15 protein-coding genes are annotated in these 24,065 nt (G+C 65.8%); 6 read left to right on the top strand and 9 right to left on the bottom strand.

What is annotated here, in order from left to right; all coding sequences use genetic code 11:
* The first annotated feature begins 64 nt into the window (after positions 1 to 64).
* The 4 genes from G015_RS0104400 (at position 65) to G015_RS0104385 (ending at position 5,082) form a co-directional block, all read left to right on the top strand.
* Positions 65 to 868, top strand: a complete 804-nt coding sequence (locus tag G015_RS0104400; RefSeq protein ID WP_018138843.1) for a CbbQ/NirQ/NorQ/GpvN family protein — start codon at positions 65 to 67, stop codon at positions 866 to 868.
* A gap of 25 nt (positions 869 to 893) precedes the next feature.
* The gene (locus tag G015_RS0104395) at positions 894 to 3,215 is read left to right on the top strand and encodes a nitric oxide reductase activation protein NorD (RefSeq protein ID WP_018138842.1); all 2,322 of its coding nucleotides are present in this window, start codon (positions 894 to 896) and stop codon (positions 3,213 to 3,215) included.
* Positions 3,216 to 3,274: 59 nt separating this feature from the next.
* Positions 3,275 to 4,252, top strand: coding sequence for a LysR family transcriptional regulator (locus tag G015_RS0104390; protein WP_018138841.1), 978 nt, complete (start codon positions 3,275 to 3,277; stop codon positions 4,250 to 4,252).
* A gap of 263 nt (positions 4,253 to 4,515) precedes the next feature.
* Positions 4,516 to 5,082, top strand: coding sequence for an SgcJ/EcaC family oxidoreductase (locus G015_RS0104385; protein WP_018138840.1), 567 nt, complete (start codon positions 4,516 to 4,518; stop codon positions 5,080 to 5,082).
* 55 nt (positions 5,083 to 5,137) lie between these two features.
* On the opposite strand, the gene G015_RS0104380 is transcribed toward G015_RS0104385, so the two are convergent.
* The 3 genes from G015_RS0104380 to treY are packed head-to-tail and all read right to left on the bottom strand — an operon-like array spanning position 5,138 to position 11,395.
* The gene (locus G015_RS0104380; protein ID WP_020146225.1) at positions 5,138 to 6,955 is read right to left on the bottom strand and encodes a glycoside hydrolase family 15 protein; all 1,818 of its coding nucleotides are present in this window, start codon (positions 6,953 to 6,955) and stop codon (positions 5,138 to 5,140) included.
* A 4-nt stretch (positions 6,956 to 6,959) separates the two neighbouring features.
* The gene (gene treZ, locus G015_RS0104375) at positions 6,960 to 8,738 is read right to left on the bottom strand and encodes a malto-oligosyltrehalose trehalohydrolase (RefSeq protein WP_020146224.1); all 1,779 of its coding nucleotides are present in this window, start codon (positions 8,736 to 8,738) and stop codon (positions 6,960 to 6,962) included.
* Entirely contained in the window at positions 8,735 to 11,395 is a 2,661-nt protein-coding gene (gene treY, locus G015_RS0104370) for a malto-oligosyltrehalose synthase (protein WP_020146223.1), read from the bottom strand. The genes treZ and treY overlap by 4 nt, the downstream gene beginning before the upstream one ends.
* A gap of 327 nt (positions 11,396 to 11,722) precedes the next feature.
* Between treY and G015_RS0104365 the strand changes: the two genes are divergently transcribed.
* Both G015_RS0104365 and G015_RS0104360 read left to right on the top strand, forming a co-directional pair.
* A complete protein-coding gene (locus G015_RS0104365) occupies positions 11,723 to 12,205 on the top strand; it encodes a hypothetical protein (protein WP_018993626.1) in 483 nt (160 codons plus the stop codon).
* Entirely contained in the window at positions 12,198 to 13,196 is a 999-nt protein-coding gene (locus G015_RS0104360; RefSeq protein WP_020146222.1) for a phosphotransferase, read from the top strand. The genes G015_RS0104365 and G015_RS0104360 overlap by 8 nt, the downstream gene beginning before the upstream one ends.
* A 42-nt stretch (positions 13,197 to 13,238) precedes the next feature.
* Here G015_RS0104360 and ettA read toward each other — a convergent pair whose 3' ends face one another.
* From ettA to G015_RS0104330, 6 genes are all read right to left on the bottom strand, one after another.
* A complete protein-coding gene (gene ettA / locus G015_RS0104355) occupies positions 13,239 to 14,906 on the bottom strand; it encodes an energy-dependent translational throttle protein EttA (RefSeq protein ID WP_018174432.1) in 1,668 nt (555 codons plus the stop codon).
* Positions 14,907 to 15,114: 208 nt separating this feature from the next.
* Positions 15,115 to 15,441 carry a P-II family nitrogen regulator gene (locus G015_RS0104350; RefSeq protein WP_018174440.1) on the bottom strand — a complete coding sequence of 109 codons (327 nt, stop codon included), beginning with the start codon at positions 15,439 to 15,441 and terminating at the stop codon, positions 15,115 to 15,117.
* Entirely contained in the window at positions 15,438 to 18,572 is a 3,135-nt protein-coding gene (locus G015_RS0104345) for a DUF2309 domain-containing protein (RefSeq protein ID WP_018995241.1), read from the bottom strand. Before G015_RS0104345 ends, G015_RS0104350 begins: the two co-directional genes overlap by 4 nt.
* Positions 18,569 to 19,321 (bottom strand): hypothetical protein, encoded by a 753-nt coding sequence (locus G015_RS0104340; RefSeq protein ID WP_020146221.1) that lies wholly within the window; start codon positions 19,319 to 19,321, stop codon positions 18,569 to 18,571. Before G015_RS0104340 ends, G015_RS0104345 begins: the two co-directional genes overlap by 4 nt.
* Position 19,322: 1 nt before the next feature.
* Positions 19,323 to 21,005 carry an NADH-quinone oxidoreductase subunit L gene (locus G015_RS0104335; protein WP_018138822.1) on the bottom strand — a complete coding sequence of 561 codons (1,683 nt, stop codon included), beginning with the start codon at positions 21,003 to 21,005 and terminating at the stop codon, positions 19,323 to 19,325.
* 231 nt (positions 21,006 to 21,236) lie between these two features.
* Positions 21,237 to 23,945 carry a cation-transporting P-type ATPase gene (locus tag G015_RS0104330; protein ID WP_020146220.1) on the bottom strand — a complete coding sequence of 903 codons (2,709 nt, stop codon included), beginning with the start codon at positions 23,943 to 23,945 and terminating at the stop codon, positions 21,237 to 21,239.
* Positions 23,946 to 24,065: the final 120 nt, after the last annotated feature.

The raw sequence follows: 24,065 nt of genomic DNA, 5'->3' as shown, positions 1-24,065 counted from the left end.
CCGGGGCTGGGCGGGGTGCTGGGCATCCCGTCCCCCGGCCTTTTTTGATTGAGGAGTCTGGGCAATGCAAGACGATCTGCGCGATCACCTGATCACTGAAGAGCCGTATTACCAGCCGGTCGCGGACGAGATCGAGCTGTACGAGGCGGCGTATTCGGTGCGCATGCCGATGATGCTGAAGGGGCCGACGGGCTGCGGGAAGACCCGCTTCGTCGAGCACATGGCCTGGAAGCTCGGCAAGCCGCTGATTACGGTCGCCTGTAACGAGGACATGACGGCTTCCGATCTGGTCGGGCGTTATCTGCTCGATGCCGATGGCACGCGCTGGCAGGACGGTCCGTTGACCCTGGCCGCGCGCCACGGGGCGATCTGCTACCTCGACGAGATTGTCGAGGCCCGGCAGGACACCACGGTAGTGATCCACCCGTTGACCGACAATCGCCGCGTGCTGCCGCTGGAAAAGAAGGGCGAGATGGTCCAGGCGCACGCGGATTTCCAGGTCGTCATTTCCTACAACCCGGGTTATCAGAGCCTGATGAAGGATCTGAAGCAGTCGACCAAGCAGCGCTTCGGCGCGCTGGATTTCGACTACCCGGATCACGAGACCGAGGCGAAGATCGTCGCTCACGAGGGCAAGATCAACGAGGAGATGGCCGGCAAGCTGGTCAGCGTGGCCGAGCGCGCGCGCAACCTGAAGGGCCATGGCCTGGACGAGGGCATCTCCACCCGCATGCTGGTCTACGCCGCCTCGCTGATCGCCAAGGGCGTGGAGCCGCTAGGCGCCTGCCGCATGGCACTCGTGCGGCCGATCACCGACGATCCGGACATGCGCGACGCGCTGGATTCGGCCGTCACCACGTTCTTCTAGCGCACCGCGCGGCGTACCCGTACCGATGAGCGTTCATCTGGAGGACTACCAGGACCTCCTCGACGATCTGGGAAACCACGCCACCGAGGTGCTGGAAAGTTCCTGGCAGGAGGCCAGCCGTGCCTTCAGCGCCAGTGGGCTTAAGCGTTACTACCTTGAAGGGGCCCGCAGTCTCCAGGCCCTGGGGCGCGGTTCCGAGATGGTCGTGGCCTTCGTGCAGGAGGCGCCTGCACTGGCCCAGGAACTGGGCGAGGATGCCGTTGCGGAACTGCTCGGTTCCGCGATCAAGATGTACTCCAAGACCTCCGCGGCGGTCATCACCCTGGTGATCGAGACTAGCCCGGTCGCGGCCCAGCGGCTTGGCGACTATTCGCTGTTCGAGGGGTATCTGCGCCTGCTGGATAACCTGCTGGGGCAGGCGCCGCGTGGTGTGCGGCCGATGCTGGAACACCTGGATGAGCTGCTGACCCACCTGACGCTGGGCGGTCTTCGGCGCTGGGCGACGTGGGGCGCGCAGGCGCACCGCACGGACCTGGAGGGCCAGATTGCCTACTTCGGTCTGGAGTCGCCGGAGTCACGCTCGGTGTTCCAGAAGGAGCGCCGCGGCACCCTGTTCGTGGACGTGCAGCGGCGTATCAACCTCTACTTGCGCTCGCTGTGGGCACGCGATTTCTTCATGCGCCCGACCAGTGGCGACTTCGAGTCGCGCGAGGGGTATCGCCCCTACATCGAGGGCTTCACGATCTTCCTGCCGGACGCCTACGACGATGTCGAGGGCCTCACCGGGCTGGATCTGTATCGCGCGGCGGCCGCGCACGCGGCATCCCATGTGGTGCATACCCGCGAGATGCAGCCGGACGAGGGGCCTCGGGGCGTGGTCGGCATCCTGACCGAGCTGTTCGAGGACGCGCGTATTGAGGCCCTGGCGATCGCGGCGTTCCCGGGCCTGCGCCAGATCTGGGTCCCGCTGCATACCGCCACGGCGGAGGATGGGGACACGGCGCAGGCAGTGCTGGCGCGCACCGCGCGCGCCTTGCTCGATCCGCAATACCACGACCCGCATGCATTCGTGCAGAAGGCGGTGAGCGCGTTTGCGGAACGCGTGGACGACCTTGAGGCCGCAGGGCTGGCCCGCGAGCTGGCCGAGGTGCTGGCACCCGAGTTTCCCGAGCAGGGCTACATGAACCCGGCCAAGGTCGCGCCGGATGTCCTCTATCGCGACGACAACCGCTATCTCTGGAACTTCGGGCGCGAAGAGGAAGAGGCGGAGGTCCTGGCCGCGCATGGCTCCGGGCAGGAGCGTTTCTACGTCACCCCGATGCAGATGATCAATACGTTGGACGTGCCGAACGCCGGCGACGACGCCCAGCAGATCCTGGTGCTGGCGACCGAGTGGTTCCGCGACGGCGAAAACGAAAGCATCAACCAGCAGGAGGGCAAGGAGCCGATCTCGCTGCCGTTCCACTATCACGAGTGGGACTACCAGATGCAGCTGGAGCGGCCGCACTGGGTCACACTGCTGGAGCGGCGCCCGAAGAAGGGCGACATCGAGGAAATCGAGGCCATCTACGACAAGCACAAGCCGCTGGTCTCGCGCCTGAAATTCCTGATCGAGGCGATGCAGCCCCAGGGCGTTCAGCGCATGCGCAAGCAGCCGGAGGGCGACGAGCTGGACGTGAACGCGCTGGTCGAGGCCCAGATTGACGTCCGCATGCGGCGCCAGCCCGACGAGCGCATCTATGTGCGCAATCTGCGTCATGTGCGCGATCTCTCCGTGCTGGTGCTGCTGGATCTGTCGGAGTCGACCAACGAGACGATCGGCGACGGCGAGACAACCGTGGTGCAACTGGCGCGCGAAGCGGCCACGCTGCTGTCCGGCGCGATCTCGCGCATTGGCGACCCGTTCGCGATCCATGGCTTCGCCTCCGACGGGCGCCACGACGTCGAGTACTACCGCTTCAAGGATTTCGACGCCCCGTTCGACGATACCGCGAAGGCCCGCCTCGCCGGGATGCAGGGCCAGCTCTCCACCCGCATGGGGGCGGCCATTCGCCACGCCGGCCAGCAGCTGCACAACCAGGGCACGGCGAAGAAGCTGTTGCTGATCATCACCGACGGCGAGCCGGCGGATACCGATGTGCGCGACCCGCAGTACCTGCGTCAGGATGCGAAGCGGGCGGTGGAGGAGGTTGGGCGCAAGGGGGTGTACACCTTCTGCATGAGCCTGGATCCGAACGCCGACGAGTACGTCGAGCGCATCTTCGGGGCCCAGCACTTCATGGTGCTGGACCAGATCGACCGGCTGCCGGAGAAGCTGCCGATGCTGTACGCGGGTCTCACGCGGTAAACGATACGTCGCGTATGACTCAGTCCCCTACGCCAAAGGAGTCCGGTCTCCCGCAGGTGATGCTCAAGTCGGAGCTGCCGGCGCACCTGATCCGGCATGCCACGCTGCGTCAGCTGCAGGTGTTCGAGGCGATCGTGCGCCTGGGGAGCTTTACCCGCGCGGCGGAAGAGCTGCATCTGACCCAGCCGACCGTCTCGATCCAGATCAAGAAGCTCTCCACGGCACTGGGGCTCCCGCTGTTTGAATACGTGGGGCGCAAGGCCTTCCCGACCGAGGTCGGGCTGCTGCTGTACGACACCTGCCGCGAGATGCTCGGCGCGCTGACCAACCTCGAGATGAAGCTGGCCGAGATGCACGGCCTCAAGCGCGGGCGTCTGCGTCTCGCGGTGATCACCACGGCGCAGTACTTCGCGCCCAGCATCCTCGGTCAGTTCGCCCGGCGGTATCCCGATATCGAGCTGTCGCTGGAGGTCAGCAACTTTGACCGGGTGCTGGAGCGGCTGTCGAACAACGACGACGACCTCTACATCATTGGGCATGTCCCCGAGCGGCTGACTGATGTCGCGGTGCACCCGTTCGCGCCCAATCCGCTGGTGGTGATGGCCAGCCGCGACCACCCGCTGGTCGGACGGCGCAATATCCCGCTCAAGGAGCTGGAGCAGGAGACGTTCCTGATGCGCGAACCCGGCTCGGGTATCCGCGAGGCGACGCTCAAGCTGTTCCAGGAGCACGGGATCAGCCCGCCCGTGCGCATGGAACTGGGCAGTAACGAGGCGATCAAGCAGGCGGTGATCGGTGGTCTGGGGATTGCCGTGCTGTCGCTGCACACCCTGAGTGCCGAGGGGGCCGAGGGCCCGGTGGCGCTGCTGGATGTCGAGCACTTCCCGATCCATCGCCAGTGGCACATCGTCTACCCGAAGAAGAAGGTCCTGTCCGTCGTCGCCCAGACCTTTCTCGACTTCGCCATCCAGGACGAGGCCCGGGTGCGCGGGCAGGTCGAGGACCTGCTGGCCGCGTTCAAGGCCCAGGCCGGCTGAGTGGCGGCCATGACAGGCCCTGAGGGGTCCCTTGGGAAACGCTGATTGATCGGCGTTTCCCTGCGGCACAGGGACGTGCCGCCGGAATCGACCGCCGTAGGCGGTTGATTCCGGAGCAAGCTGCAAACCCCTTTGCCCGTGCAAAGAGATGCAAGACGATGCAGCGCCGCGTGCGCTGAGAAAGCCGGGATGGCTTTATTCAGCGCTTTCTTTAAAATTCACGTTTTACCCGGCCGCCATCGGCCCGAGTGGGAGAACGCGCAGTGAGCACCGTGACCCGTCCGCGTATCAGCGGTACCCAGTTCATCAACGCCGACGAGGCCCCGCGTTCGCGGCTGAGCCTGAGCGCCTCGCACCGCGACCAGCATCACCCGGTGACCGGGACGGGCAGCGATATGCTCGCCGCCGCGATCGATACCCCGCCGAACGAGAGCTGCGTGGTCTGCGCACCCGCCACGCGCCGTCTGGCCGAGGAGTTGTTCGACGCCTGGAATGAAGCCCTGCAGACGGGCGATGCCCGTCGTGTGACCGAGCTGTACGCCAATGACGCGGTGCTGCTGCCGACCGTGTCGAACGTCCCGCGTACCAATCACGCCGAGATCCAGGACTACTTCGAGCATTTCCTCGAGAAGAAGCCCTTCGGCACCATCAACACGCGCAACGTGAAGCTCGGCTGCAACAAGCTGACCGACGCCGGCACCTATACCTTCCGCGTGACCGACGGCAACGAGACGCAGGAAGTCCCCGCGCGCTACACCTTCGTCTACGAGAACCGCGACGGCAAGTGGCTGATCGTGCACCATCACTCGTCGATGATGCCGACCGCCTGAACAGGGTGCGGAGCCGCCCGGACCGCGTTCGGGCTGGATCCCCTGATTCCCGGGTTTAGCGGTCTTGTTGCATGGCCCGAGCGAGCTTGATGCCGCTCGAGATCAGCCCTACATGACTGAATGCCTGCGGGAAATTGCCGAGGAAGGCGCCGGTGGCCGGGTCAATCTGTTCGGGGAGCAGGCCGAGGGGATTGGTGCGGGCGCACAGCGAGTCGTACAGGGCCTGGGCCTCTTCCAGGCGGCCCTGTCCCAGCAGGTTGTCGACCAGCCAGAAGCTGCACAGGACAAATGCACCCTCGTGCCCGGGCAGACCGTCCGGGGACTCTTCCGGAAGATAGCGGTACAGCAGGCCGTTGCCCGCGCCCAGGCGCCGGATAACGGCCTCTGTGGTGGCGATCATCTTCGGGTGATCGGCCGGGATTACACCGCGTCCCGGCAGGGCCAGCAGGCTCGCGTCGATGCCACCGCCGCCCAGGTGCTCGGTGAGACTCCGAAGCTCGGGGTCCCAGGCCTGGTCCAGGATTGCCTTGCGGATTTGTCCCGCCTCGGAACGCCACAATCCGCTGTTGCCTGCCATGCCATTGTTATCGGCCAGGGCCGCTCCACGCTCCAGGGCGACCGCACACAGGGCGGCGGAGTAGGTAAAGGGACGGCCGGCGGTGCGGACTTCCCAGATGCCATGGTCGGGGTTCTTCCACTCCTTCTCGGCGGCTTCGACCAGTCGCCGCAGGCGGCTCCACAGGTGCTCATCCAGCGTCCCGCCCCAGCGCTCCCACCGATAGGCGCAATCGAGGATCTCTCCGAATACGTCGTGCTGGCGCTGCTCCACCGCACCGTTGCCCCAGCGTACAGGCGCTGAGCCTCGGTAGCCCTCCAGTTCGGGATCGATTCGCTCCGGCTGCGGCAGGTGCCCGTCTACGTCATACAGCACCCGTGGCCAGCCCGCGCGATCCACCGCGTCCAGGGCCCAGCCGATAAAGCCCGCGGCCTCGTGGGTCATGCCGATATCGCTCATGGCATACACGGAAAATGCCGCATCGCGTATCCATGCGTAGCGGTAATCCCAGTTGCGCGGGCCGCCTATTGCTTCCGGCAGGGACGAGGTCGGCGCGGCGATCATCGCTCCGGTCGCGGTGTAGTCCATCAACTTGAGCGTGACGGCCGAGCGCCGGACGAGGTCCTCGCAGGGGCCTTCATAGTGGAAATGGGTCATCCAGCGCCGCCAGACCTCCAGCGTGGCCTCGAGCAGTTCCTCGGGTGTGCGGGCCTGGAAACGGTGCGTGTGCGGGCCCCAGCCCAGGATCAGGTAGTGCTGGTCTCCGGCCTCGAGTTCGTGCTCGCTGTCGGTGTCCTCCAAGGGCAGCGACGAGCTCAGCGACAGCTCCAGTTCCGGCTGGCGGTACAGCGACAGGCCCAGGCCGGCACCGTGTGGATACGCCTTCGCACCTCCCCTGGGTGCGATCCTGACCCGCAGCCGCACGCGGCCTTCCAGCACCTCGATCCGCCGGAGCAGTTCGTTGCGCCCTGCCGGCGCATCCTCGGACAAGTCGGCCCCGGCGCGCAGGGGCAGACAATCAGTGACCCGGATGCGTCCTTCGGGGCCGGTCATCTCCGTGATCAGGACCGCAGTGTCGGGCATATAGCGCTGGTGCGAGGCGACCAGGGGCTCCGGGGCCACGGTGAAGTCACCGCCTCGCTGGTGATCGAGCAGAGCGCAGAACAGGGGCTCGGAATCGAAGCGAGGCGCGCACATCCAGGGGATGGACCCGTCGCGCCCCACCAGGGCGGCAGTCGTGCAATTGCCTATCAGGCCGTGTTCTTCGATGGGCAGGTAGCCCTCGACACGGGATATGGGGCGGTCGGATACCGTCACGGGCTCACTCCCTCGACATGGGGTGTTGGCAAGACATACCGGGCGGATCGCCCGGTTCCATAATCACGACGGAGGCGCCGGGCAGGTCCAGGTTCTCCTGCCCGATCACGATCTCCGCTTCGGATCGCAGCAGCAGGCGTGATCGTGCGGTCCCGGGGCATGCCAGGCGTTTCGCATCGGGGTGCAGGTTGCACGCGACCAGCAGTCCCGGCCGGTGCATCACGAACCATCGGGCTGTCTCGTCGAAGTATGCGTCGATGGCATCCAGGCGATCATCGCTGAAGGCCGGGTGGGTGCGGCGCAGGGCGATCAGCGCCTGGTACCAGCGCAGGATCGCGGCATGTCGCGGCTGTTCGCGTTCGTCCCAGTCCAGTCTCGATCGTTCGAAGGTCTCGCGGGCCTGCGGGTCCGGGATGTCGCCCGGATCCCCGACGAAGGCGGCGAACTCGCGCCGCCGACCCTCGGTGACTGCCTGGCCCAGTTCCGGGTCGGTGTGATCCGTGAAGTACAGAAAGTGGCTCGAGGCGCCCCATTCTTCGCCCTGGAACAGCATTGGTACGAAGGGGCTGGTCATGACCAGGGCCGCTCCGACCTTGAGCAGGCCGGGGGAGACCAGTTCGCTGATGCGTTCTCCGTTGGCGCGGTTGCCGATCTGGTCGTGGTTCTGCAGGCAACCGACGAAGCGCCGTCCCGGCTGGTCCGCCGCGGGGCGGCCGTGCCGCCGGCGGCGGAAGGGCGAATAGCGGCCGTCGTTGGCGAGGCCGCGGGTCAGCACCCGGGCCAGGTCGGCCAGCCCGCGAAAGTCCATGTAGTAGCCGTCGGACTCGCCGGTCAGTGCGGTGTGCAGCGCGTGATGGAAATCCTCGTTCCACTGGGCGTCCAGCCCGTAGCCGCCGGCCTCGACCGGCCACGCCACGCGCGGGTCGTTGCGGTCGTTCTCGGCGATCACCACCAGGTGCCGGCCGAGCTGCCGCCCGAGGCGCTGCACCTCGCCGGCGAGCTGCTCGAGGAAATGGGTGGCCGAGGTGTCGACGATCGCGTGCACCGCGTCGATGCGCAGGCCGTCGATGTGATAGTCGCGCAGCCACATCAGGGCATTGTCGATGAAGAACCGGCGCACGCTGTCGCTGTCCGCGCCGTCGAGGTTGACCGCGTCGCCCCACGGGGTGTGGTAGCGGTCGGTGAAGTAGGGGCCGAACTGCGCCAGGTAGTTGCCGTCCGGCCCGAGGTGGTTATAGACCACGTCCAGCAGCACCGCGATGCCGCGGCGGTGGCAGGCGTCGACCAGGCGTTTCAGGCCGTCGGGACCCCCGTAGGCATGGTGCGGGGCATACAGGTCGACCCCGTCGTAGCCCCAGCCGCGGGCGCCGGGAAACGCGGCCACCGGCATCAGCTCCAGGTGGGTGATGCCGAGTTCGGCCAGATGGCCGAGGCGGTCGATCACGCCGTCGAAGCTGCCCTCCGGGGTGAAGGTGCCGACGTGGATCTCCTGGATCACCGCCGCGGCCAGCGGCGGCGCCTGCCAGCCGGCATCGTTCCAGACGAAGCGGGAATGGTCCAGCCAGCGCGACGGGCCGTGCACCCCCTGCGGCTGCCAGGCGGAACGCGGGTCGGGGAACGGCCCGTTGCCGTCGACGCGAAAGGCGTAGTCGCTGCCATGCACCAGCCGCGAGGTCTGCAGCGACCACCAGCCCTCGCCCTGGCGGTCCATCGGCATGCGGCTGCCGCCGCACTCGAGCTCGACCTGGTTCGCCTGCGGGGCCCAGACGCGCACGCGGGTCATGCGGTTTCCTCCTCGCGTTCGAGCAGTGCCACCGGAAACGCATCGAGGAGCTCGGCCACCGACCGGTCGCCGCCCTCGAAGGTCTCGCCCGAGAGGCGGTTGTGCCAGACGCCGGGCGGCAGCCCGAGCCGGGTGTCGCGCCAGTCGCCCCCCAGCCCGAGCACCAGGCGCGGCACCAGCACCAGCGCGCCTTCCCCGCGCAGATAGGCCACTGCATACCCGGCGCGCTCGCCGGTGACCCGCAGCGGGGTGTAGGCCGCATCCGGCCGGAACCATTCCGGATGGCGGTGGCGCAGGGTCAGCGCCTGGTGCACCACCCACTGCTTGGGCAGGCCCTCGTCGGCACGGGCACTGATCTGCGTCGGGGTCAGGTGACCGAGCTCCTCCAGCAGTCGGGCCCGGGTCACGAAGTCCACCGGGCGGCGGTTGTCCGGATCGACCAGGCTCAGGTCCCACAGCTCGCTGCCCTGGTAGATGTCGGGAACCCCTGGCGCGGTGAGCTTGATCAGGGTCTGGGCCAGGCTGTTGGTGCGGCCGGGGCCGACCAGGGGCTGCAGGAACGACTCCAGCGCGTTGCGAAATCCTGCATCCTCCAGCGTCCCGCTCACGAAGTCGCGCAATGCCTGCTCGTAGTCCTCCTGGGGGTGGGTCCAGCTGCTGTACTGCTTGGCCTCGCGCGCGGCCTTTTCCATGTAGGCGGTCATGCGCTCGGCATCGATCGGCCAGGCGCCGACCAGCGTCTGGTAGAACAGGTATTCGGTGGCCGGTTCCGGCCATTCGCCGCTGCGGTAGCGGGCATTGTGTCGCATCCAGCTGCGCGTGGCTTTTGCCCACGCAACCGGGATCTCGGAGAGCAGTACCAGGCGCGCGCGCACGTCTTCACTGCGTTTGGTGTCGTGGGTGGAGGTGGTGAGCATGGTCTCCGGGTGACGCGCGTGTACCAGGGCGCAGGCCTCGTGGAATGCATCGACCGATATGCCGAAACGTTCCGGGTCGCCACCGACCTCGTTGAGCGCTGTCAGGCGGTGGAAGCGGTACAGCGCGGTGTCCTCGACCCCCTTGGCCATCGCCGGCCCGGTCAACTGCTGGAAGCGCAGGGCGAGTTCGTTCTCGCGCTCGCCGGGGATGCGCAGCAGGAGCAGGTCGCGCAGGAACTGCAGCAGCTCGCTGTCCAGCTCCGGACGGCGTTCGCCCGCCTGGTGGATCGCGGCGTCTACATAGTCGACGTCGGTCGCCGCCACTGAGCCTTCACGCGGGCTCACGTAGGTGCGGTAGACGGGGAAGCAGGAGGCTGTCTCCAGCAGGGCCAGGTGCAGCTCGTGGCGCGTATAGTCGCGGTGTCGGCGGTGCAGTTCGCAGATGTCCACGAACAGCGAACTCAGCCGGTTCAGCTCGCTGCCGAGCAGGTCCTTCAGTACCTGCCGCTTGGACTCGTAGACCAGCCCGGCGTAGTCGGCGTGCTCGCCGGTGAGTTCCTCGAACAGCCGCGTCAGCGGGGCCTCGCCCGCCGGGTCCACGAACAGCCCCTGTACGCGGTTGAGAAAGTCGTAGCCGGTGGTGCCGGCGATCGGCCAGTCTCCGGACAGCTGTTCGCCGGGCTCGAGGATCTTTTCGGCGACGATCCAGGCGCCCGGGCAGGCCCGGCTCAGCTGACTGAAGTACTGCCCCGGGTCGCGCATGCCGTCGGGGTGGTCGATCCGCAGGCCATGCACCGAGCCTTCCTCTACCCAGCGGAGCGGTAGTGCATGTACTGCCTCGAAGACCTCTTCCTGCTCCTGGCGCAGGCCGGCCAGGTCGTTGATGTCGAAGAACCGCCGATAACCGAGATCGCGTCCGGCGGTACGCCACCAGGCCAGGCGGTAGTTCTGTTTCTCGATCAGTGCATCCAGGGCATCGGGCCGCGTATTGATCTGTTCCACCTCGGCCTCGATGGCCGCAGCGGCCGCCGGATCCTGCCGGGTGGTGTTGTCGAGGAGTTGACGGATGACGTCCTGATCCCGATGGCGCCGAGACGCCGCGTCGCGGGCGGTCAGCCATGGCTGCGGCAGGCGCGCGCAAGACTCCGCGAGAAAGCCCAGCAATTCGATACCCGTGGCGCGGTACGCGCGGTGGAGCAGGTCGTTCAGCGAGGACGGGTCCAGCGGGAAGCGGTGTTCGTGACAGGCGAGCTCGAACAGGCCGTCGCCATACTGGAGACGGATCTCGCCAGCCTCCAGGATGCGCCCGTAATGATCGCCCAGCACTGGCAGGAGCACCTTGTTCGGCCAGCGCTCCTCCGATGATTCCCAGTCCACATCGAAATACATCGCAAACGGGCTGGAGGGGCCATTCTCCAGTACATTCCACCACCACGGGTTCTGGGCTCCGGCCACCGCCATGTGGTTCGGTACGATGTCCAGCACCAGGCCCATACCGGCCTGCTCCAGTGCCGCGCACAGGCGCTGGCGCGCCGGCTCGCCGCCGAGCTCGTCGTTCACCCGCGAGGGGTCGACCACGTCATAGCCATGGGTGCTGCCGTGCACCGCCTGCAGGATCGGAGAAAGGTAGAGATGCGATACGCCCAGCCGGGCGAGGTAGGGGGTCACGCGCGCGGCATCATCCAGTGTGAAGCCGGCGTGCAACTGCAAGCGGCAGGTGGCGGTCCGTTCAGGCTGCACGGGCTGTTCTCCGGGACCGGTTCCGGCAAGGAGAAGCGCCGGGCCGGATCCCGGAACCACCCCTTACAGCGCTACCGAAGGATCTTCGCATCGCCCTCCGCCTCGAGGATCAACCAGCCTCCACTCTGAATATGGACCACATCGCGGTCGAAAGGAACGTATGTCCGTGTCGCGCCCCCCGTTCCACTGGTACGGCCGCTGGCATGAGGACGAGGCGGGCAGAATTCGCTCCGGCATGCAGGTGCAAACGCATCAGCGCCAACCCCGGCTTGCCCGTTGGTACAACCCGGGATACTGTCGGGTTCGGATCAAGAGCAGGGGACACACATGAACCCGAATCGCATCAGGAGCCTGACGGCTGCCACCATTGTGTTCGCCGTGGCCGGCAGCGCCCACGCCGCGGGCACCGCGCAGCTCGAGCTGGATGGGCAGTCCCATGATCTCGACGTTCAGGTCTGTGATTTCTCAGGCGAGTCCGACGAAGGTGACCTGCAGACACTCGTTGGCGATGCCGAGACTGAAGATGGCCCGATGCGGGTGTTTGTCTCGCGCAATGAGGTCAGCGGCATGCTGATGCATACGGTCAGCGTGCAGATCGGGGATGTAATGTCGCCGGAGGGCGAGGTGCTGGAGGCCAACCGCAGCCGTTCCGGCGATCAGTGGTTCTCCGCTGCGGACGGTCCCTCCGAACCCCTGATCCGGATCGACGGCGCGGAACTGGTCGCCGAGGGGCTGTTTTCCGATACCGGGATGACGCGGGATCCAGTCGAGGGGCGCCTGACCGCGACCTGCAACGACCCGGGTGTCTGAGCCAGGCCGCGACGGATCGCAGGCGGCGGTCGCCGCTGCAGTATGCGCAGCCACGGGCGCCCGCCGCGCGATCCCCATCGAGCATGTCCAGACGCTCTGGAGCGGCTACGGCGAGATCGTCCGCTATCGTCTGGAGGGGGCGTCCGTTCCCACCGTTATCGCCAAGCACATTGTGTTTCCGGCCAATCGCCGCCACCCGCGCGGCTGGTCAGGGGCGCGGGGGCATGAGCGCAAGCGGCACTCCTATCAGGTCGAGATGCACTGGTATCGCGACTGGGCGGGGCGCTGCCGCGACGCCTGTCGTGTCCCGCGATGCCACCTCGCGCAGGACCTGGGCGATTCCCACCTGATTGTGCTGGAGGACCTGGATGCCGCCGGTTTTCCGCTTCGGCACGATCACCTGTCGGTGGAGCAGGCCGGCGTTTGCCTGGGATGGCTTGCGGCCTTTCACGCGACCTTTCTCGGTGCCGGGCCCTCGGGACTCTGGACTACGGGTACCTACTGGCACCTCGCGACCCGGCCGGACGAATGGGCGGCCATCGCTGATCCCCAACTGCGCGAAGCGGCCCCGAAGCTCGATCAGCGACTCAGTTCGGCGCGCTTTCAGACGCTGGTGCATGGCGATGCCAAGGTCGCGAACTTCTGTTTCAGCGAACGTGGCGATCGGGTGGCCGCGGTGGATTTCCAGTATGTCGGGGGTGGCTGCGGGATGAAGGACGTTGCGTACTTCATCGGCAGCTGTCTGGACGAGGCTGATCAGGAACGCTTCGAGAAGGAACTGCTGGAGGGGTATTTCGCTGCACTGCGCTCGGAGGTTGTCGCCACGCACGGAGGGGGTGTGGACCTGGACGCACTGGAGCAGGAATGGCGCGAGCTGTTCCTGCTGGCCCAGGCGGATTTCCAGCGTTTTCTGGCCGGCTGGAGTCCGGAGCACTGGAAACGCAACGACTACGCCGAGCGCGTGACGCGCAGTGTGTTGGAACGGCTGTAAGGCCAACCGTCCGGACGCGGAGAGCGCCCGGACGGGTTCGCGTCAGGAAGCGAGTCGCTTGTACTTGACCCGATGGGGCTGGTCGGCCTCAGCGCCCAGGCGCTTGTGGCGGTCTTCCTCGTATTCCTGGTAGTTGCCGTCGAAGAACACCACGTTGCCATCCTCCTCGAACGCGAGGATGTGCGTGGCGATGCGGTCGAGGAACCAGCGGTCATGCGAGATCACGATCGCGGAGCCGGGGAAGTCCAGCAGGGCCTCTTCCAGCGCGCGCAGGGTCTCGACGTCCAGATCGTTCGTCGGTTCGTCGAGCAGCAGGAAGTTGCCACCGCTCTGGAGCAGCTTGGCCAGGTGTACGCGGTTGCGTTCCCCGCCGGACAGCTCCTTCATGCGTTTCTGCTGGTCGGTGCCCTTGAAGTTGAAGCGGCCGACGTAGGCGCGTGACGGCATCTGGAAATTGCCGACCTGGATGATGTCCTGGCCGTTGGAGATCTCCTCCCAGACGGTTTTCTCGTCCTGCAGCGCGTCGCGGCTCTGGTCCACATAGGCCAGCTGCACGGTCTCGCCCAGTTCGATCGTGCCTTCGTCCGGCTGTTCCTGTTCGGCGATCATGCGGAACAGGGTGGTCTTGCCGACGCCGTTCGGGCCGATCACGCCGATCAGCGCGCCGCGTGGCACGGAGAACGACAGGCCCTGGTAGAGCACGCGGTCGCCGAAGTTCTTGGACAGGCCGTCCACCTCCAGCACCTTGTCGCCCAGGCGCGGGCCCGGCGGGATGTAGATTTCCTTGGTCTCGGAGCGCTTCTGGTAGTCGGTGGAGGCGATCTCCTCGAAGCGCTTCAGGCGCGCCTTGCTCTTGGCGCCGCGGCCCTTCGGGTTGGAACGCACCCACTCGAGCTCCGACTCCATCGCCTTCACGCGGGCGGCCTCGGCCTTTTCTTCCTGCTTCAGGCGCTTTTCCTTCTGCTCCAGCCACTGCGAGTAGTTGCCCTGGAACGGGATGCCCTGGCCGCGGTCGAGCTCGAGAATCCAGCCGGCCACGTTGTCGAGGAAGTAACGGTCATGGGTGACCGCGACCACGGTGCCCTGGAACTCCTGCAGGAAGCGTTCCAGCCAGGCCACGGATTCGGCGTCCAGGTGGTTGGTCGGCTCGTCGAGGATCAGCATGTCCGGGCTGGACAGCAGCAGGCGGCACAGGGCCACGCGGCGGCGTTCCCCCCCGGACAGGGTCTTCACGTCCGCATCCCACGGCGGCAGGCGCAGGGCGTCTGCGGCGACCTCCAGCTTGCGCTCGAGGTTGTGGCCGTCGGCCGCTTCGATCTTCGCCTCCAGCTCGCCCTGCTTGGCGGCCAGGGCATCGAAGTCGGCATCGGCCTCGGCATAGGCGGCATACACCTGATCCAGCTCGGCCAGCGCCTCCTTGATCGGGGCCACGGCCTCCTCGACATTGCCGCGCACGTCCTTGCTCTCGTCGAGCTGCGGCTCCTGCGGCAGGTAGCCGATATTGATGCCCGGCTGCGGCCGCGCCTCGCCGACGATCTCGGTGTCCACGCCCGCCATGATGCGCAGCAGTGTGGATTTCCCCGCACCGTTGTAACCCAGCACGCCGATCTTGGCGCCCGGGAAGAAGTTCAGGTTGATGTCCTTGAGGATGTACTTCTTCGGCGGGACGATCTTGCCCACACCGTTCATCGTGAAGATGTACTGCGCCATGATGCTCCTGCGACCTAAGGGGTTTGAATGAGGGGCGGGCCACTGACGACCCGCGCTGGGGTCGCACTTTACCATTCCGTGGGGTCCAGGGGCGCGTCTTCCGGCGCCGGACCCCTATTGAGGGCGCGGGTCCCGCGCGGCTGTGACCGGATCATGACCGGCTTGCTGGCCGCCGGATTCTGCGTTGCCGGAAATGAACTCGATCGCGTCAGCCCTTGAACTTCACCAGGCGGCTGACTTGGATGTCGGAGATGAAGACGACACCACTGTGCTGATTGAAGAAGGGCGTGAACCCTTCGAGGATCGGTTCGACCAGTTCTTCGGGGATCGCCGCGATGATCATGATCAGGACTTCGTCCTCGTTGAACATCAGGTGCCCCGAGTGGAAGCCCTGGCTACCCTTGCCGGAGAGATTGCCGATGATGGTGTAGCCCTTGACGCCCGCCCGATCCAGCAGATCGGTGGCAAACGCCTGGTGTTCGCCTTCGAGAATGATCTCGATCTTCTTCAGTGATTTGAGATTCAGGTCGTTCATGCGCGGTTTTCCTCCACGGCAGGTCGGTCGGCCGCATCTTGTGTGGAACGGGGCGGGGGTTCCTCGCGCCAGTCGCCGTCGACGAATCGGTACAGCCGGTCGGTTTCCGGGTCGAGGATGACGCACAGTACCCAGCCATTCGCAATCAGGCTCCGGACCTTGGGCACGTTTTCAATGGCCCGGCGCGCATGGGAGAGCGGGGCCTCGATCAGGGCCAGCAACCGGATCGGGTCGTGGTAGGGCAGCCCGTCGTAGAGTACGGTCTGGGCGGGCAGGCCGGTGCGCAGGTCCGAGAGGTTGCCGGTCATGACCCCGACGCGACAGGCGACGTTATGGTAGGCCTTGCTGCCGGAGCCGTAGCGTTCGTTGTCGACCGCCGAGAAATAGTGCTCCATGTTGATCCACTGGGCGACGATCAGCGGGCCGGTCAGAATGCTTTCCAGCAGTCGGCCTTTGGGGTCGACGCGATAGTCGTAGGAATGCAGGAACGTGCGGCCCTGCAGGTCGCTCGCCGCGGTCAGGTGTCGCCGGCCGATGATGAAGCCCGCATTGCGTGCCAGACCCCATTCGGGGCGCACCTGGGCCCAGTCGACCGTGTTGCGTCGTGCCCGCCGAGCGGCCGTTATGGTATCGGGGGCGTCCTCGAGATCCGGTTCCAGGGTCTGCAGCCGCTCGCGTGCCGTTCGGCGCGTGGCGGCGCGCAGGCCGCTGCGCAGGCGCTCGAGATAGACCAGGTGGCTGGCCGGCAGCAGGTCGAGGTCATGCAGCCGGATCTCGTCGGATGTGGTGTTGTGCATGGCGGGCAGAAACCAGGCGTCATCGGGGATGTCGATGCCCTGGGTTCGCAGCCGCCGTCGAACCTCGGGCTTGTTGCCCATGTGTGCGAGCACTCGCGCGCTGACGATACCGTGGCTGCCGCCGCAGGCGCCGCAGTCCAGGGCCGATTCGTAGGGGTTGTTGTCCGACTGGCTGCCGTGCCCCGTGAGGATGATGAAACGCGAGAACTGTTCGGTCAGGCCGATGGAGCGGAGCGCCTGGGCGACAAAGTAGGCCTGCTCTTCGAGGGAAAAGCCGATTCGTCCCAGTCGCTCGAGCTGCATATGGGCATAGGAACGGTTGATCCGATAGTCGTTCCGCAAGGTCGCGATGAACTCCGACTCCGCACTCTCGCTCAGGCCGAATTCGCGGGCGAAGACGGTCTGTTCGCTGCTGTTTCCCATTGCCGTCTCGCGCAACTCGCGGATCATGGAGTCGGTGATCGCTTCGCGCTCGATGTCGAACTGCTGATGAATCGCCTGGACGATGATGACCCGCTGCTGGGCGCGAACCACCGAATCCGCCTGTTCACGGGTAAGTTTGTCGACCATCAGGCGGGTCGAGGGCTGGTCCGACTCGATCTTGTTGCGCCATCGGTGGTAGGCCGCCGGCGCGACGGTTTTGCCAATCATGTCGAATCCGAAGAGCAGACCAATGGCCTCGACGGTGAAATACGGCGACAGCACGGAGTGCTTCAGGTCGTGCAGCAGGTATTCCGCCGAGGAGTACAGGTCCAGGTCCAGCTGCTCGGCGCCCGTGGTCACCTCCAGCACGAGGTTTTTCGGCGTGACCACGACCGGGCAGAGGTGATCCTCGCTGCCCTTGCCGAGCGCGATGAAGCTCACTGGTACCCCGAAGAAGCCGGCAATGCCGTAGGTCTGGTAGTCGCCGATGGTCTCGAGTTGACGCCGGACACGTTCGGAACGCACGTCGATGCAGAACAGCAGCTGCGCGAACGGGCGTTTTTCGCGCGGTGCGGGCGGGTCGAGTCGCAGGCCGGACAGAACGCTGCGGCGGTAGGTCGCCTCCATGGCCTCCAGCCAGACCATACCCTCGTGCCGCTCGAACTCGCCCAGCTGTTCCAGCACGGCGGCAAGCGGTCCGCGCTCGAGCCCGTCAAACAGCGCGGGATTCCCGGCGAGCGACGCCAGGGCGTGAAGCGCGCGGGCCTGGTCGCGACTTTCCGCGTGGCGTTTGGCCGGCAGGTAATGGTCCAGCTGCCGGGCGATCTCGGCCGGCCTGCCACGCGCGATAACGTCTTCGACGATCTCGGCCTGAGTCGGCAGTATTGCCCCGGTGAACAGTTCGTGGCGCAGGTAGGCCTCGCCGGGTCGCTCGGTCAGGAAGGCCTCGAGCGCCTTGCGGTCACCGGGCAACTTGTGCCGACGGCCATGTTCGCGGATCAGCGACAGCGCGAGCACCAGGCGGATAGCCAGGAAATCGATCAGGTCGGCCGGATGTTCGCGTGCCCAGTGGTAGTGGCTTGCCGTCGAGCGCCAGCGGATGAAGCCGGCCCAGCCGTGCAGGCGAGTCAGTTCGTGAACGATCAGATCGGGCCAGGCCTCTTCGGGGATCCCGATCGCGTCCAGGACATGGGCGATGATCGCCTCGGGACTGTCACACTCCGCCAGGATTTTGTGAGTGTACTGGCCGCGCAGGAACAGGCGCGGATGGTGATGGACGACACTCTTCCACGCGGCGAACAGGCCTTGTTCGCGGCCGGGCATCTGCCATGCCGACTGACCTTCGTCGAAGTAGTCCAGGCAGATCCTGATCAGCTGTTCGTCCAGCGTGGGCCCGATACGTGTGCCGAACACTGAATCGAGCGCCTCGTAGAGCGGCCGCATAGCCGGAAACGCGGCGTGCAGCCGGTCCGCGAGTATCCCGGTATCCGTCGCAGAGGGTGTGTGTTCGCGACCGTTCAGGGCGGCCGCCACGTCGTCGGCATCGGCGAGCGTGCGCGGCGTGATGACCGGATCATGGCATTCGGTCAGCAGCGTGCAGAGCAGGTCGAGCCCGCCGATCGCCCTAAGGGCCGGGTGGCTCTCAAGAGCGGCATCGACGCGCGCCTCGAGGGTGTCGCGGTCCACGCGGCCCTCGCGGAACAGTCGCTGGTAGTCGGCTCGGGGCAGGAATCCCCGCCCGTGGAACAGCTCTTCACCGCGCCGGATCGCGTCCGGGAACGGCAAGTTCTCCAGCCCGTGAAGCGGGTTGTGATGGATGAAGGTGCGCATGGGCCAGAAGTTGGGAATCGGCTCGGCCGCCATGTGCACCATCGAGCGGATCTTGAGCTTGCGTCCGAGGGTCAGCTTCACGGGACACCTCCAGTCCACAGCAGTCCGGATACCACCAGCAATGCCACCAGTCCGGCGAAGGCCCATATCGATGTGGCCGGCAGGTCCTCGGCGATGGCGCCACTGCGCGGCCCGAACACTGTTCCTTGCAGCAACCGCGCCCCTGCCCAGCTCCACAGCAACCAGGTCAGCAGGACCCCGAGGGCAACCCCGGGCGTGGCACCACCCAGCAGTGTCAGCAGAGCGAAGAAGCCGGGGAACAGTGGCAGGGCCATTGCGGAGAGCGTGGCTACCACGATCATGCCCGACAGGCGGGGGAGATCCCGCGCCAGCCCGCCATGCAGTCCGGTATAGGCGGTCTCCAGTCGTCGAACAAGCGCATCGCGTACCAGGAGCATCAGCAACGGGGCGGCTGTCATCGCGAGGGCGAAGCCGATCACGTCCGTCTCAGCCGGCCGCTGCAAGGCGAACAGCCACACCAGGGGCCAAGTGGAGCTGGCCAGCAAGGCCGCCCAGCGCCCGACGTCGCGGATGGTCAACAGGCGAAAGGCGTACAGGATCGCACTCAGGGTCGCCCAGACGACAAGCACTCCAGCGAATGGTGCGATATCACCCCACAGGATCAGTGCCACGCCGATCTGCGGCCAGGCCACGAAAAGCGCCACCTGCACGTAGGTGTTGCTGATGCGCGCAGCCAGCGCATTGAACGCCAGGCTCATCGGGAACAGTGGCAGGAAGAATGCCGCGACGAGGATCAGCAGAGCGGACATCTCAACCCCACCTCAGCCAGAGATTCAGGCGCCGGGAACCCGCCAGCAGCGAGACCGTCATGCGAGTGTAGAGCTCGGCGACGTAGAACTCGCGGGAGAACAGCGAGTACAGCGTCAGCCAGGTGCGTCCATGTTCCCTGTCGACCCGCTGGCGGCGCACGTGGGTCAGATAGGCGCCCATCCACCCGGCCACCATGACCAGCGCCAGTAGCGCGATCAGCACACCGAAGGTGATCTGGTCGATGCCTGCCGCGGTATAAAGCGCTTCGCGGAACTCGGCATCCGGATACAGGAAGCTCTCGAAGCTGTGCCCGACAAAGCTGTAGCCGACCACGATTACCGCGAATGACAGGACGATCAGGGCCATCATGCGCAAGGGATTGCCGGTATCCAGCCGGTGCGTGGCGAACAGCACCTGGACGCCCGTGATCCAGCCAAAGAACAGGAGCACGATCGCGCCCTGTTTCTGGAAGAAGTCCGGGGCCACCCAGTAGTGTGCGAGCACCAGGATCACCAGCGGCACGATCAGCATCGCAGCCCCGATCAACAGCCATGGCAGTCGGGCCGGGGCCGACTTGCGTTCGACCAGAAAGTCGTAGAGCGGGTCGTTCGGCACGCCGTCGTGCTTGCGCGCGGCGCCAATTACCTTGCCGGCACCCAGGAACAGCGTGCCCTTGAACAGCCCGTGGGCAATCAGGTGGAAGATCGCCAGCGCGAACGCACCCGCACCGGTCTCCATGATCATGAAGCCCATCTGGCCCACGGTGGAATAGCCCAGCGACTTCTTGATGTCGTTCTGCGCGAGCATCAGCATCGAACCGAGTACCGCCGTGAACAGGCCCACGATGAACAGCAGATGCAGGACCTCGCTGCTGTGGACGAATACCGGCGCGAAGCGATTGATGATGATGCCGCCGGCGTTGACGATACCCGCGTGCATCAATGCCGAAACCGGTGTCGGTCCCTCCATGGAATAGGGCAGCCAGGTGTGCAGCGGGAACTGGGCGGATTTGGCAAAGGCCGCCAGCGCCACCAGGAAGGCCACGGTTCCGGCCACCGGCAGGTCCAGGAACGTACGGGCGTCCGGCGCCGCTTCGATCCGGGCGAACAGGGTGGGGAAGTCCAGCGCCCCGTAGGCCTGGAAGAGCACCATCGCGGCCAGTACCAGCGGCAGGTCACCCAGGCGATAGGTAATGAACGTCCAGAACGCGTAGCGCTGCGCGTTAACGGGTTCGGTGTTGTGCGCCAGCAGGAAATAGAGAAAGACGCCGATCAGATGCCAGGCCACCAGCAGGGTGATCAGATCGCCGGCCATGACCATCAGCAGGATCGAGCCGGTCATCAGATCCAGCAACATGAAAAAGCGCGCGTACCCCGGCTCCTCGATCATGTAGCGGATCGAATAGATGTGGACCACCAGGCTGATGCCGGCGACGACCAGCGCCATGATCGCGCTCAGCGGGTCGATCTGCAGACTGCCCCAGCCGCCGGCCATGACCGTCCATTGCGGCCCTGTGTCTCTGGCGATGTAGGCGATCAGCTGGAAAGCGGCCACCAGCACGACGAGCAGGTTGATGCCCACGCTCAGCCGTGCGACCCGTTTGCCGAGTCGGGCACCGAACAGATGGACGAGTAATGCCGAGAGGAAGGGGAGGAGAGGGATCAGCCACTGCGTCTCGATCATTGTCTCGACCTTGGTTGGCGCTGTTGGCTGCCCGTCGGGGTGTTGACTTCGATGTACCGGATAATAGGTAAAGAAATATCCAAAAACACGCCGTCCGGATACAAAACAGGTGGGCCGATTGCAAACTCTGGCCCTTCATCACGGGAGGCGTACGCGGGCCCCGGCGGGCTGTCCGGCGTGAGCCAGTCGCGGACGGGGGCGGCCGCGACCGGCTGCCGGCTCGGGGCTCCTTTACTGGTGCGGGTTGAAGCCCCTGCGGCGCAACAGGGCCTTCTCGAGCTCCACCAGGGTAAAGAGGATCAGGCCGAACGCGAGGATGCGCAGCCACTCTTGCGGTCCGATGGCGGTGGTGCCGAACAGGAGTTGCAGTGGCGGGGCATAGGTAAAGAGGCTCTGGAGCACGATCAGGATCCCGATTGCGATCAGGGCCGGTCGGCTGGCGACGAGGCTTGCATGGCTGAGAGCGGGCGCCAGAAGAGAGCGGCTGGTAAGCATGAAGAACAGCTGCCCCATGACCAGGGTGTTGATGGCCACCGTACGGGCAAACTCGTGTTCGGCCCCCTGCTGCTCCAGCCACAGGAAGTGGCCAAAGGCACCGGCGACCAGCAGGGTGGACACGAAACTGACGCGCCAGAGCAGGAAGCCGGACAAGATAGGCGTATTGGGCGGGCGAGGAGGGCGTTGCATCACGCCCGGCTCGGTCGGTTCGAAGGCCAGCGCCAGGCCGAGGGTAACCGCACTGACCATGTTGACCCACAGGACCTGCACCGGGGTTAGCGGCAAGGTCAGACCCAGCAAAATGGCAGCGACGATCGTAAAGGCCAGTCCCCCGTTGCTGGGCAGCAGGAACATGATCGCCTTTTTCAGGTTGTCATAGACCGTGCGGCCTTCCTCGACCGCATTGGCGATGGAGACGAAGTTGTCGTCGGCCAGCACCATTGCGGAGGCCTCGCGTGCGGCCTCGGTACCCTTCAGCCCCATGGCCACGCCAACATCGGCGCGTTTGAGTGCAGGGGTGTCGTTTACGCCGTCACCGGTCATTGCTACCACGTCGCCGTGGCTCTGAATCGCGCGAACGAGCCGCAGCTTGTGCTCCGGTGTGGTGCGGGCAAATACGTCGACCCGCTGGACCATCGCCTGGAGGTCATCGTCCGAGGTGTCGTCCAGTTCGTGGCCGACCACGACACCGCCTTCGGTGCTGATGCCCAGTTCGTCGGCGATCGCCCGTGCGGTGACGCCGTGATCGCCGGTGATCATCTTCACGCGGATCCCGGCTCTCTGACAGTGAGCCACCGCTTCAATTGCCTCTTCTCGCGGAGGGTCGATGATTCCGCAGACAGCAACCAGGGTGAGGCCTCCGTTCTCGATGTCGCCGAACTCGAGTTCTCGGCAGTGCCTTTCCATGTGTTTGGTAGCGAGAGCGAGCAGGCGCTGACCGCGGGAGGCGACATCATCCATCCACTGCTGCCAGTGTTCGGTGTCCAGCGGCTCATCCTCATCGTCGGTGCGCTGGTGGCTGCACAGCGCCAGTACGCGTTCCGGCGCGCCCTTGAGGAAGAGGAAGGCGTGCCCCTCATGATCGTGGTGCAGGGTGGCCATGAACTTGTAGGATGATTCGAACGGGATCACGTCGTCGCGCACAAATTCCTTGTTCACGAGCTTCGGCTCCAGCCCGCCCTTCATCGCCGCGGTGATCAGGGCGCCTTCGGTCGGGTCGCCTTCCATGGTCCACTGGTCGCCCTTGAGATAGACCTCGGCGTCGTTGCACAGCAGGATGCCGCGCAAGGTCTCGGCCAGCAGGGGATCGGTCTCCGGATCGGCCTCCTGGCCGTCGCGGGTGACCCCGCCGTGCGGCTCGTAGCCCACCCCGCCCAGTTCGTACTCTGCCTGGGTGGTGATGATGCTCTTTACCGTCATCTCGTTACGGGTGAGGGTGCCGGTCTTGTCCGAGCAGATGGTGGTAACCGAGCCCAGGGTCTCGACCGCCGGCAGGCGGCGGATGATCGCGTGACGGGCAGCCATCCGCTGAACCCCGATCGCCAGGGTGATGGTCATGATCGCTGGCAGTCCCTCGGGAATCGCCGCAACGGCAAGGCTGGCTGCAGCGAGAAAGGTCTCTACCAGGTCGTAGTCGCGCACCCAGAAGCCGAATGCAAAGGTGAGTGCCGCCAGCACGCCAATCGCGACTGACAACCAGCGGCCAAACTGGGCGATCTGCTGAAGCAGCGGAGTGGTGACGCTCTCCACTTCGCCAAGCAGGGTGGAGATGCGGCCGATCTCGGTATTGGCGCCCGTGGCCACCACTACGCCGCGCCCCTGGCCGAAGGCGACCAGGGTCCCGGAGTAGGCCATGGACTGACGGTCGCCAAGATCGGCGTCGCTGTCCACGGGGTCGGTCTGTTTGTCGCTGGCGATCGACTCGCCGGTCAGCGTGGCCTCGTCGACCCGCATATTGTGCGCCCCGATCAAGCGCAGATCAGCCGGGACTCGGTCTCCGGCCTGCAGATAGACGATATCGCCGGGGACGAGCTTCTCGGCGGGGATGCTGCGGCGTTGCCCCTCCCGCAGGACTTGCGCCTGGGGCGAGAGCATCCCGCGGATGGCTTCGAGGGCCTTTTCGGCCTTGCCCTCCTGGATGTGGCCGATGGTGGCATTGATCAGCACCACCCCGAGGATTACGCCAGTATCCAGCCAGTGACCAAGGAGCGCTGTGCCAACGGCTGCGGCGATCAGTACGTAGATCAGTATGTTGTGAAACTGCCCCAGAAAGCGCATCAGCGGTCCACGGCGTGGCGGCTGGGGCAGCCGGTTGTACCCGTGTTTTTCCAGCCGCTGGTGGGCGGTTTCGCTATCCAGGCCGTCAGCGTTGGTGCCAAGGGCATCCAGGGTCTGGTCGACGCCCCGGCTGTGCCAGTCGCGGTCTGGTTCGCGATCGCTCATGTGTATCCCTGACGGATGGCGGCTGTGCATTGCTTCCGGTTGTCCTAATCATGCGCCGGGAAAGGCGATGTGTCAGGGCTTGTCGATGAACAGGCGCACTAGCGTGTGCCGAAGCATGGC

It is taken from the genome of Thioalkalivibrio sp. ALJ15 (assembly GCF_000383695.1).
GTDB lineage: Bacteria > Pseudomonadota > Gammaproteobacteria > Ectothiorhodospirales > Ectothiorhodospiraceae > Thioalkalivibrio.
The sequence above is the reverse complement of the archived record's forward strand: the minus strand, read 5'-3'. Positions and strand labels throughout refer to the sequence as shown.